General features: G+C 63.5%; 8 protein-coding genes. 4 read left to right on the forward strand and 4 right to left on the reverse strand.

Going from position 1 to position 11352, the window contains the following annotated elements; translation table 11 throughout:
• Nucleotides 1–58 precede the first annotated feature (58 nt).
• Nucleotides 59–5260: a RecQ family ATP-dependent DNA helicase gene (locus tag ACQY5K_RS11230; protein ID WP_428115167.1), complete on the reverse strand. Its 5202-nt coding sequence runs from the start codon at nucleotides 5258–5260 to the stop codon at nucleotides 59–61.
• A gap of 217 nt (nucleotides 5261–5477) precedes the next feature.
• Entirely contained in the window at nucleotides 5478–5654 is a 177-nt protein-coding gene (locus ACQY5K_RS11235) for a hypothetical protein (RefSeq protein ID WP_428115170.1), read from the reverse strand.
• A 90-nt stretch (nucleotides 5655–5744) separates the two neighbouring features.
• On the opposite strand from ACQY5K_RS11235, the gene ACQY5K_RS11240 reads away from it, so the two are divergent.
• Genes ACQY5K_RS11240 through ACQY5K_RS11250 form a run of 3 tightly spaced genes read left to right on the forward strand, consistent with a single transcriptional unit; the run spans nucleotide 5745 to nucleotide 6709 of the window.
• Complete coding sequence (locus tag ACQY5K_RS11240) at nucleotides 5745–5939, forward strand: hypothetical protein (RefSeq protein ID WP_428115173.1); 195 nt, start codon at nucleotides 5745–5747, stop codon at nucleotides 5937–5939.
• Between the two features lie 54 nt (nucleotides 5940–5993).
• Nucleotides 5994–6245 (forward strand): helix-turn-helix domain-containing protein, encoded by a 252-nt coding sequence (locus tag ACQY5K_RS11245; protein WP_428115175.1) that lies wholly within the window; start codon nucleotides 5994–5996, stop codon nucleotides 6243–6245.
• The gene (locus ACQY5K_RS11250; protein WP_428115178.1) at nucleotides 6215–6709 is read left to right on the forward strand and encodes a hypothetical protein; all 495 of its coding nucleotides are present in this window, start codon (nucleotides 6215–6217) and stop codon (nucleotides 6707–6709) included. Before ACQY5K_RS11245 ends, ACQY5K_RS11250 begins: the two co-directional genes overlap by 31 nt.
• On the opposite strand, the gene ACQY5K_RS11255 is transcribed toward ACQY5K_RS11250, so the two are convergent.
• Nucleotides 6706–7158 carry a hypothetical protein gene (locus tag ACQY5K_RS11255; RefSeq protein ID WP_428115180.1) on the reverse strand — a complete coding sequence of 151 codons (453 nt, stop codon included), beginning with the start codon at nucleotides 7156–7158 and terminating at the stop codon, nucleotides 6706–6708. The genes ACQY5K_RS11250 and ACQY5K_RS11255 overlap by 4 nt on opposite strands.
• 172 nt (nucleotides 7159–7330) lie before the next feature.
• Here ACQY5K_RS11255 and ACQY5K_RS11260 point away from each other — a divergent pair, with 172 nt between their 5' ends.
• Nucleotides 7331–10066, forward strand: a complete 2736-nt coding sequence (locus ACQY5K_RS11260; protein WP_428115182.1) for an ATP-dependent helicase — start codon at nucleotides 7331–7333, stop codon at nucleotides 10064–10066.
• Nucleotides 10067–10162: 96 nt separating this feature from the next.
• Here the strand turns inward: ACQY5K_RS11260 and ACQY5K_RS11265 are convergent, their stop codons facing one another.
• Nucleotides 10163–11323, reverse strand: coding sequence for an exonuclease domain-containing protein (locus tag ACQY5K_RS11265; RefSeq protein ID WP_428115185.1), 1161 nt, complete (start codon nucleotides 11321–11323; stop codon nucleotides 10163–10165).
• Nucleotides 11324–11352 lie beyond the last annotated feature (29 nt).

Consider the following 11352-nt stretch of genomic DNA (forward strand, 5'->3'; position numbering starts at 1 on the left):
CGGACCACTCGCGATGTCAAAGTTTCAGTGCGGATCCCCGACTGACCCGCCGCCAAGATCAACCACCCGGCTCGAAGACGAGATCTGGTATCACGACCTCCCACTGGTCGCACTTCAGCTCGCTTGTGTACTGCGGATCAGACTGGTTCTTGCCCCAGGTCGCAATGGCTGAGACGCTGGCTTCAACGCAGCGCATGCCGTTCGGAACCTCGAAACTGCCGGCCAGCACGCCGACGACGACCCCGCCGCGATCGAGGATCTCCCAGCGGTCATTGCGGTGACGCATTTGCAGGGGATCTCCCGGTGACAGCGCCACGATGCTGCGATGTATGCGGTCACCGGCTGGCTTGCGACCGGTGAAGCTGAGATACACATCTCGGAGAGTGAGGCTGCGGTAGCTGCGACCCAGCTCCGCCGTCGGCGGCAGTGCGACGGGGCGGCGCCACAGCACCGAATCGCTGCCTTGGAGCGGCCCACCGAACGGATGGGCACTGTCCAGGTGCGACAGGGTCAGCGTCTGTTTGGCCCGGGTCATTGCCACGTAATACAAGCGGCGAGGTGCGTCGGCATCCTCGTCGCGGCCGTGCCTGTCCCAGCCTCCATCGAGCACCGCCACGTGGTCGAACTCAAGGCCCTTGGCCCGATGCGCCGTCAACAGCAGCAGTCCCCGCTGGCGCCGTCGAGTGTCGCGGCACCACTCCGCCAGCCATTCAATGACCGAGACCGCCGGCATCTCGGCGCCACCTGTCTCGATGTCATGTTCCTCGATGGCTTGGGACAGAAGCTCTGTCCACGGCCCCGACGGTTGACGGTCCAGCCACGCCGTGAGATCACCGTTTCGAACCAGAGCTGTGCCGTGTTGTTGGATTTCGTGTCTGAGCGCCTGGGTCTCTCGCAAGTGCCACAGGCTCATCTCGTTCTCATTGGCAAGCTGCACCGGGATGTCGTCCCGTATGCAGATGCTGCGAACCGGTTCGAGCTGGCTCCATTCGCGCGCAATCACCGCGCAGCGCGACCAGTCCCAGTCACGCGCCAGGCCGCACAGCCGGCCCAGCTCGGCCATCACCGCTTGCGCTTGGGAGACCCAACTGTTCCCCGATGGCAGAACCTGCACCCTGCCCGCAGCAACCCGATCCAGCTCACTCCAAACTCCTCCAGCCGGGTCGCCCCGACGCGCTCTGTCGCTGCTGATCGTGTGTTTGGCCTTCATGCGTGAGGTCGCCGGGGCAATGACCGCATTGGCGGCGTCGATGATGTGACCGCTGGAGCGGTAGTTATCGATCAAGTACTCGGTCTTGGCGCCGTAGTCCTGCTCGAAGCGTCGGATGAACTCCGGCGACGTCCCGTTGAACGAGTAGATGTTCTGGTCGTCGTCGCCCACAGTGAACAGGGTCAGCCGGGCGTCGGCATCGGTTGCGGTTCGGCCCGCGAGCGCTGAGATCAGCTTGTACTCATCGTCGCCGATGTCTTGGTACTCGTCGACGAGTATCCAGCGGAAGCCTGCCAGCAGGCGCGTCCGTGACTCCTCGGCCTCTTCGGGTTCAAGCTCATCTCCTTGCAGCAGCGCGATGGCTTTCGCCATGACTTCGTTGAGCTTCTCCTCGAACTTGCTGTCGCTGGTCTGGCTCGCAGTCCCTGAGAAGCTGGCCCCGACGAGCCTCATCGCGAGCGCGTGGCATGTCAGCACCATCACGCCGTTCGCGTCATCACCGATCAGTTCGCGCAGACGCCGTCGGACGTCGGCCGCTGCATGCCGGTTGTAGGCGAGCGCCAAGATGCCCCGCGGGTTCTGGCGTTTCACCCGAATGAGATACGCGATGCGGTGCACCAGCACCCTGGTCTTGCCTGAGCCTGGTCCCGCGAGCACCAACACATTCGTGGTTTCGCGATCACTTGCCACGATCGCTCGCTGCGCGCTGGACAGGTTCCCAACGATCGACTTCCACGACGCCGCCGTGGTCGGACGGTCGATCTCGGCGCGACGCCGAGGAAGCCAGCGGCGCACGAACTCGTCGTCGCCAAGCTCGAAATAGTCGAGCGACAAGCGCAACGCGTCGGCAACCTTGGTGAGGCCCTGCTCGGCGAATTCTGCCATCACGTGGATCTGCCGCACAGTGCGGCCGTAGTGATCGTCAAGTTCGGTGAAGTCGGTTTGCCTGAAGCCTCGTGTCACCGGCTCAAGCGAGATAGTCATCGCGGGGCGAAACACCGTGAGGCCTCTGTTCAGTCTGACCACCTCCTGTTCGTGGAGCCACATCAGTGCGCGCTCCATAAGCCTGCGCGCATCCTTGGTGCCAGCACGCAGCGTCGGGTCAACCTTGATCGCCTCGTCCACTGCTTTCTGCAGGTCGCCAAGTGTCGTGGAGACAAGCAGGTCGTTGCCTCGGCTTCCCGGCGTCAGTTTCGACAACAGGTGCTTCAGGAGCACGCCGGCTGCGCCACGGCGGCGCTGGGCAAGGCTCTCGAGCGAGGACCATTCACGCTTGAGCGTCACCCAAACGCTCTCAACACCGTGCTTACGCACAGTGACGCTGCCTCTGCCGCCGCCATCACCGCGTCCGTCCTGGGCAATGCCCCCCAGGGTGCGGACGATGAACTCAGGTCGTGCGTCGGCGAAACCTGCGTCGTGGAGTTGCTGAGCGGCTACCCGCAAGTTCAGCGGAGCCGAACCGTCCAGCGGCAGGTCAGGCGCCGACTCTTGCATCAGGCCGACCAGGGTTTCCTCCATGCCGGAGGCTTCGGTGAGGCGGCTGCGGGACGGCCGTCGCACGCCGACATGAACGAACGCCGTCACGACGGTGTCATTTGAGGCGAGCCCGCGTCGTTCGAGGTCGTACAAGGCAGCTCGCAGCTTGTCCGAATTGAGACCGGCGACTCCCATCAGCGCGTCCGTCGAAATGCCGTCGTCAGGGTCCGCGTCAATTAGCGCCTTCACGATTGCCAACAGCGCAATTCTTTGACCCTCGTTGAGGTCACCACCGCCAAGCCTCGTGCGGGCCTCTTCGACGGTGCCGACGCGCAATGACGACGGAAAAACGCTCACCCGGTTCTCTTCGCGGGTCAACAACTCCGCTTCTTCGAGCCACGCCACTGCTGTTCGCACCCGTGTGTCATCTGTCGCTGAATCGCGGGTGAAGTCGTCCGCTTCATCCTCGGTGAGGATCTCACCGGACGTGGCCACGACCTCACCGGTTCGTCCGCTTCGGCGGTCGAGGGCACGCAGCGAGCGCAGCACCCCGTGGATCTCGCGTCGAGTCAGACGCGACCTCGCCGACAACCCGAACTGGCGCTCCACGTCATCCTCGGTGTAGAGCAGCACACAGTGCGCCTGCTGCTGGTCCCGCCCGGCCCGTCCTGCTTCTTGCAGGTAGTTCTCCAGTGAAGATGGGATATCGGCGTGGATGACCAGTCGTACGTCAGGCTTGTCGATCCCCATCCCGAACGCATTGGTGGCGACGATGACCCGAAGCTCGCCGTCAATGAAGCGCTGTTGGATGGTCTTCTTCTCTTCGGGTTGCAAGCCGGCGTGGAAGCGGTCAGCGTCGATTCCTTGCGCCCCGAGGAATTCGGCGACCTCGCTGGTGCGCCTGCGGGTCGCGCAGTACACGATCGCCCCTCCCGGCAGGTGCTGGGGCAGATGGTGCTCCAGGGTCATCTTGATGTCTGGAAGCTTCATCGCAGTTGTCGTCGGCGACACCACAAAGTTCAGGTTGGTCCTGCGGGTTCCGCCGTCGACCAAGCGCAATTCGATACCGAGGTGTCTGCCGAAGTACTCGCAGATTTCGGTCTTGACCTCCGGTTTGGCAGTTGCGGTCAGGCACAGCACCGGCGGCGCTCGCTCACTGGCGGACTTTTCGCGGATGAAACGTCCCACATAGCGGTAGTCGGGGCGGAAGTCGTGACCCCATTTCGACAGGCAATGGGCTTCATCGAGCACCCAGGCACCGATTTCGCGTTGCGCCATGGCGCTGCGCACCGATGGGCTGCGCAGCTGCTCGGGGGAGATCAACACAATCGCTGCATCACCCAGCCGGACCTTGTTGAGCGCGTCGGCGCGTTCGGGCAGCGACATCATCCCGTTGACGGTGACGCACGAGGTGATGCCTTGCTTCTCGAGACCGGCCACTTGGTCCGCCATGAGCGCCACGAGCGGCGAGATCACCACCGTCAGCGCACCCGTTTTGTCGTAACGGGACAGCGCCGGCAACTGGTAGCACAGCGACTTGCCTGCACCGGTAGGCAGTATCGCCAGCGCATCTTGGCCCGCCATCGCTGTCTCGACGATCCGCTGCTGCAATGACTCATCGGACTCCGGGTCAGCGGGCTGCTCTCGGAACGAATCGAAGCCGAACCACCGCTTGAGTTCCTGCACCGAATTGTGGTGAGCGCGACACCATGCGCAGCGCTCGTCGTTGCATGCGTTGTCGCGCAGGCTCCGAACGAGCCGACTGGCGCCCGGGAACTGGTGGCGCACCCACGGCGGCATCACCGAGGTTCCTCCCGACACCGAGATCCACGCCATCGCGAACGCAAGGACCCAGCCGTGCTCAGGGGCGTCAGCGATCGCCCGTCGAAGCTGTGTCTGGCATGCGTGTTCGTCGAGGCGGCTGCGGATCGCCTCTCGCGCCCCGGACGCGCTGGGGCTCTGCGAGCCTCGCAACGCAGCGAAGAACAGGTCGAAGCCGGCCGATTGGGGGCCTCTGGTGGTCAGCCAGTGCCACGCCGTCAGCGTTTCCGGCGGCGCTTCGTGCAACGCCTCACGCTGGTCGATGAACAACTGCAACGCCAACCGTGCGTCGAGGTATGGATCGTTGCGTTCGCTGCGCGTCAGCGGAGCGTCCTTGTAGTGCTTGACGAGATGGTGGTAGGGGTTCCGAGGAAACGCCAGTGGATTGATCCACAGCGTGTCCAAGGCGGGCAACTGCAACAATCGCAGTCCAGGATCTGCTGCTCGCAGGATCGGCAGATCAAATTCGATCAGATTGTGGCCCAGGACAAACTCGGCACCTTCCGCCAGGGCGTCTAGATCCCGAAGTGCCTGATCGGCAGAATCAACCCGCCTTTTCCCGACGACTTCGTCACCCTCCTTGACAACGAGGTTCGCGTTGTCGAGCGCAGTCGATCTTGCATTCTTGGCCCACACGACACTCTGGCCCGTGTCGGCGCGCACACCCGCGAATGCGTAGATGCGGCCGCCATCGCCAGCGACCTCGAGGTCTAACGCGAGACATCGGGACAGCGCTTCAGAAATAGTGGGCATGACTACGACATCATCCCCGATCTTGTCGGGACCTGACCACATAGGCGACGACTTCGCCGATTAGCCACACCTCCAGACGCGCGTAACGGCTCGAACAACCAACGGGCGCCCGTCAATCTGGCTTGTCGGTCGAGATCAAGATCCGATAGTCATCTCGTCCAGGAATCAACGCTGGCAGTTCATCGAAGCCCAGCGCGAACCTCTCGACGTTGGGCGGTCACGCTCGCTGGGGCTCAGATTCCGCGACCCTCTGCTGCACCCGCGTCCGCGCCTCTTCGACGAGTTGCTGGGGTGCCTCATCGAGGTCCGTAACGATGCTCGCTTCGAACAGTTCGTGGCGCTCGGCCGGGTTGAGCTTCTCAAGCTCAGCTGCCGTCACGATGTCGTCGGACACATGCCGACCATAGGGCCAGCCTGATCGGGCCAAGCGGCTGATTCTCGATGACATGTGGTGCTGGGGCGGTTCGCGGGGTCCGTTAGCAGTGTGAAACGCTGGCCCATGGCACGCATCACGGTCATTCCCGACGACTCCTGGGACGGGGAGCTCGGCGAGCTGCACCCCCGGGTCGTGGACCGCACCTACGGCCGGGTCGACCACATCCTCGCCATCCACTCGCTGAACCCCCGCTCCATGGCGGCACACCAAGGCCTGGCGAACTCCATCGGTGGTTGCAAGTGAACGGTCATGATGACCGTTGCCTACACATGCAGCCGACCGATGGAGGTGTCGAGTATGGCAGCGAGGCTGAGTTTGGATGAGCGGGTGTTCATCGAGTCGTCGCTGGGGGCGGGCCGCAGCGTCGCGGACGCAGCGGCCCGGCTGGGCCGTGATCCGTCGGCGGTGCATCGCGAGCTGGCCCGCTGCGGCGTGCGGGCTATGACGCCCGCTCGGCGGACGCGTGGGCGTGCGCGAGGGCGCGACGCGTTCGGGTCTCCAAGCTGGCGGTCGATCGGGTGCTGGCCGCTGCGGTCGATGAGCGCTTGAGGCTGAGGTGGTCCCCGCACGCCGCGGCGGCGGACCTGCGCGAGGCGGGCATGAGCGTGTGCGCGGAGACGATCTATCGGGCGTGCTACGCGAACGACGCGCGCAGCGGCCTGCCCGCCGGCTACAGCGCGCCGGCCGTCGCCGCCGCGGTCACCGCGGCGCTGGGCCGCCAGCCCGGCGGGCTGGTGCGCACCCTCACCTGGGACCAAGGCCGCGAGACGGCCCGCTGGGCCGACATCGAGGCCGCGCTCGGCATCGAGGTGTTGTTCTGCGAGCCGCGCTCGCCGTGGCAGCGACCCACCAACGCACCGCTGCGCCGATGGCTCCCCAAAGGCACCAGCCTCGACATCGGGCAGCTGCGGCTCTCGGTCATCGAGGACAAACTCAACCACATGCCCCGCCGACTCCACCACTGGGCATCAGCACACGACATCTACACTCAACTCACTTGCAACCACCGCTAGAGCTTGCCGACGTTCAACTGCACGGCGGCCGGCGAGTCACCGATGCGCACCGCGTGCACCTCGATCCCGAAGAAACCGCTTCCCTCGCCTGACAGCGAATTCAGCCAATTCAGTGCCGAGCGATGCTCGGGACGGAACGACTTCGCGACCAGCACGGCCCAGTGCGCTTCCAGCCTGGCGGCGTAGGTGATCAGCTTGCCCAGGTGGTCGTGGTCGGTGGGTTCCAGGAGGTTCTCGACGACGAGACGGTGTCCGGTGTTCGCATCCCGGAACACGACATCAGCCGAGAACGGCCCGACCGGGACCTCGCCACCCTCCAGTTCCAGATCCATCTGCAGCGCCTTGCCGAGGTGGTCAGGATGCTGGGCCAGCCAGGGACTGAAATCCCGGGCCTCATCGGGCCACACCTCACGCAGCGGCACGTCTTCGAGCGACTCAACTTCAACCACGGGACTCGTCCCCTTTGTGCAGACCGGGTCCACACCGTAACGACGGTCCGCGGAGCACGGCATCGAGCCGAGACATCTCACGCAGGGGTCGCGTGACCAACGGCTGTCGGCCAGAATGCGCCAGTCTGTCGGTTCTCGTCGACCTAATTCGCATGAGAGGGCGTGGGAGGCAATGGTCGCAACACCACAGTTGAACGGTGAGGCCCTCAAGGCCGTCAAGCACCGAGGCACGCACCTGCAGATCATCGCGTCTGCTGGCTCCGGCAAGACCGAAGTGGTGTCCCAGCGAGTCGCAGACCTCCTGGCGGATGGTGTCCGGCCTGATGGCATCGTCGCCTTCACCTTCACGGAGCGAGCGGCGAGTGAGCTCAAGGAGCGCATCGAACTTCGGGTAGTCGACCGGATGGGGCCCGCATCCATCGACCAGCTCAGCGGCCTCTTTGTCGGCACCATCCATGCCTATTGCTTCAGGCTGCTCCAGATGCACGTGCCCGAGTATGAGAACTTCGATGTCCTCGACGAGAATCAACTCACAGCCTTTGCATGCCGGGAGGCGAGCCGGCTTGGGCTTCGACAGTTCGACGAGAGCAACCGACTCTTTCGCTCTGTTGCAAGGTTCCTCGAGAACGTCGACGTAGTCGAAAACGAGCTGCTGGACGGCGACGAGCTCCCCGAGGAATTCAGGTCGGTCCTCACGGACTACTACGCGGCTCTGGGCCGATACCGGCTGCTGACGTACGGTCAGCAGATCCGCTCGGCTGTTGAGGAGCTAGGCCGTCCCGAGGTCGCTGCAAGAGTCCACGACCAACTTCGACACCTGATCGTCGATGAGTACCAGGACATCAATCCTGCGCAAGAAACACTGATCGGGCGGCTCACCGGTCCGCACACCGAGCTGTGCGTCGTCGGCGACGACGATCAGGCCATCTACCAGTGGCGTGGTTCAGACGTCGAGAACATCGTCACGTTCGCGGATCGCTACGCGCCGGTGACCAGCTTCACCATCACGACAAATCGGCGAAGCAGGCCTGAAATAGTGAGGACAGCCAACAGTTTCGCCAAATCCATCCCCGACCGACTGGCCAAGGCCATGCGGTCGCATCGGCCTTCGGCTGGGTCTGCCCCGCGGGTGGTCGTGTGGGACGCGGAAGACGAACAGGCAGAAGCCAGCTGGATTGCCGAGATGGTCTGCGACTTGCATGACGCGGGTCTTCCGTACAAGGACATCGGCGTACTCGTGCGGACCAGAGCGGCCTATTCGAAGCTGCTCGCAGAACTCAACGCAAGCGGTGTGCCGGTTCAGCCCGGCGGCCGCACGGGGCTCTTTGATCAGCCGGAAGCCGAGGTGCTCGGCAAGACTTACTGCTGGCTGACTGACGTTGACTGGCGGAGGCCATACGAGCCCGGCAGTGGCGTCGAACTCGGGTCACTGTTGGCGGAGCACGAATCGGTGTTCGGACTTCAAGATCAGCAGCACGTGAACCGGCTGAAGCGCCACCTCAGCAGGTGGCGTACGACTTCACGCGACGAGGACCGAACCGCCGATCTCGTGGGTGACTTCTATGACCTCATCGACGTCCTTGAAGTTCGCAATTGGGACCTCGACGATCCAGTCCGGCTCAGCTCGCTGGGCACGCTTGCCCGCTTCACGTCGCTTCTCGCCGACTACGAGAGCGTCCGGCGTCGTTCTCGACAGGACGCGGACAACTACGGCGAGCAGGTAGGGGGTGAGTGGGCCGGCGAGTGGTACCACAAGAATCTCGCAATTCACATCGTCAACTACGCCCATGGGAACTACGACGGATTCGACGGTGAACCAGATGTCACCGTCGACGCGGTCGACATCACCACGATTCACAAGGCCAAGGGTCTGGAGTGGCAAGCAGTATTCGTCCCTTCGATGACCAAGAACCGCTTCCCACCTTCCAGGATGGGACGAAAGCGGGATTGGATCGTTCCTCGCGGGCTATTCGACGCCGCCCGATATGAGGGCTCTGATGCTGACGAGCGCCGGCTGTTCTACGTAGCGATCTCGCGTGCGCGTGAATGGTTGTCGGTCTCGCGGCACGCTCGGGTCACCAAGCAATCCGCCCAGCCCAGCCCCTACTGGACGGAACTCAACGCCCACCACATCGACCCGAGCGACATCGACTTGCCAACCGTCGACTCCCGCTCCTCGACTGACGAAGACCCGCTTGCGGTCACCTTTAGCGATCTGGCTTCATTTCTCGACTGCGGGATGGCATACCGGCTCCGCACCCTTATCGGCTTTCAACCCCGGCTCGCCCCAGAACTGGGCTACGGAAGAGCCGTACACCACCTCCTGCGACGCGTCGCGGAGCAAACGCAATCCGTCGGGGCGGTACCGACCGAGAGCGACGTTGAGCAGATGCTCGACAACCACTTCTTCTTGCCGGCTGCCAACAAGGCCGCCCACCGGACCATGAAGGATGCAGCCAAGGTTCTCATTCAGGACTACATCAAGAACCACGAGGACGATCTGCACCGCGTGTGGGAAACCGAGCGTCCGTTCGAGCTCCACCTCGACGCAGTCACTGTGTCTGGGCGCGCCGACGTCATCTTGGACGAGGAGAACGGAGTCCCGAGCGCGCTCGCGATCGTCGACTACAAGACATCAACCGATGGTTCGACTGATCCCTACGAACTCCAGTTGCAGGTCTACGCCGAGGCCGGTCGCAGAGAAGGTCTTGACGTGCGCGGTGCCTACCTTCACGATCTCAAGGGCACCCGACAACGCATCGAGATCGACACCGTCACGATTGCGTCCGCCGAACGCAAAGTTGAGGAAGCAGCCCACAAGATTCGCAACCGCGAGTTCGAACCTGCGCCTGGGACGCGATGCCGCACGTGCGACGTTCGCACCATCTGCAGCGCGAGGCACCAGTAGACGCCGAGAATCGTCCCACTCAGCCGGTTCTCGCTTCCCATCTCGACCGGTTCGGGGGCGGCCAACTCCGGATCTCGGCAAGTGGTTGGACTCGTCCTAGTTGATGCAGTCCAGGAAGTCGGAAACTTCCATGATCGGGATCTGGTATTGCCTCGCCTTCTTGGCCTTGCCTGAGAGGCTCGAGGCGTCGGCAGCTACCAACAAGTCGCAGCCCTTCTTTGTTACCGACCCGACTGGTTGCAGGCCAGCCCTGGTAGCGAGGTGCTCCAGATCGTCCCGTTCAAAGTGCCTGCCGTCCACTACCGCTGTCCCGGTGAAGCAAACACGTGCGCCGACATCGATGCCGCTCACGGACGGCAATTCCGTGATGTCTGGAATCGGGACTTCGGGCAGTTCGAGCGCGACGGCGATCAGCTGCATCAGCTCATGCTCGTCGGGCGTGACGACGTGGTCGCGTAGCGCAGCGGCGACGACCGCATCGAAGTATCGCTGGTGGGCCAGCCGTGCCTGCGCTGGACTGACTCCAAGGTCCTGCGCCAGCTCAGTCAGTTCACGGCGCTCATCCGCAGTGATCACGTGATCGTCGAGCACCCAGTCGAGCATGTCCAGGTACGCCAACATCGCCTCATCGGAGTAGGGGTAGTGGGCTTTGCTGACGGTGCGCACCATCTCGTTGGAAACCATGCCCATGCCCGTGCGCCGCTGTGTACGGGGCGTCCCACTCCCATCGATGTAGCCGATGTGGCATGGGGCCAAGCCCTGGTCACTCCCGTCTGCTTCCTCAGCCTCGTATACCCGCGTGAGCAGAACTGCTGTGGCGCGCGCGTCGGCCAAGGCTTGATGTTGCTCGGTAGCCGCAATTTCATGGCGTCGGCATGCAACGCCGAGCTTCTCCGACGTAGCCCTGAGGGTGCAATAGCCCGACCCCGCAACGAAAGTCGTGTCGATCCGCCCGAACTCCTGGCTGAGCATGCGGGAATCAAACGACAGGTTGTGCGCCACCAAGGTGCTGCCATGCATACGGCGAGCCAACGCAGCAGCGATCTCGGCGAATGTGGGCGCAGCCTCGACCATTGAAGCGGTGATGCCGTGCACGTTCGTCGGACCTACATCGCGCTCCGGGTTCACCAAGGTGTCGAATTCATCAACCACATCGCCGGTGTCCACGTCCACCTCAACCGCGGCAATCTCGACGATCCGATCGCGCTTCCCAAACCCCGTCGTCTCGCAATCGACTACCAACCAGCGTCGGTCCACAATGCACCCCTGTCGTCACTGGACTCTGA

Origin of the sequence: Candidatus Poriferisodalis sp., assembly GCF_965262965.1 — a bacterium.
Lineage (GTDB): Bacteria > Actinomycetota > Acidimicrobiia > Acidimicrobiales > Poriferisodalaceae > Poriferisodalis.

Coding starts and splice junctions, on each gene's coding strand:
- ACQY5K_RS11230 (WP_428115167.1), bottom strand. CDS start 5,260: ATGCCCACTATTTCTGAAGCGCTGTCCCGATGTCTCGCGTTAGACCTC.
- ACQY5K_RS11245 (WP_428115175.1), top strand. CDS start 5,994: ATGGCAGCGAGGCTGAGTTTGGATGAGCGGGTGTTCATCGAGTCGTCG.
- ACQY5K_RS11260 (WP_428115182.1), top strand. CDS start 7,331: ATGGTCGCAACACCACAGTTGAACGGTGAGGCCCTCAAGGCCGTCAAG.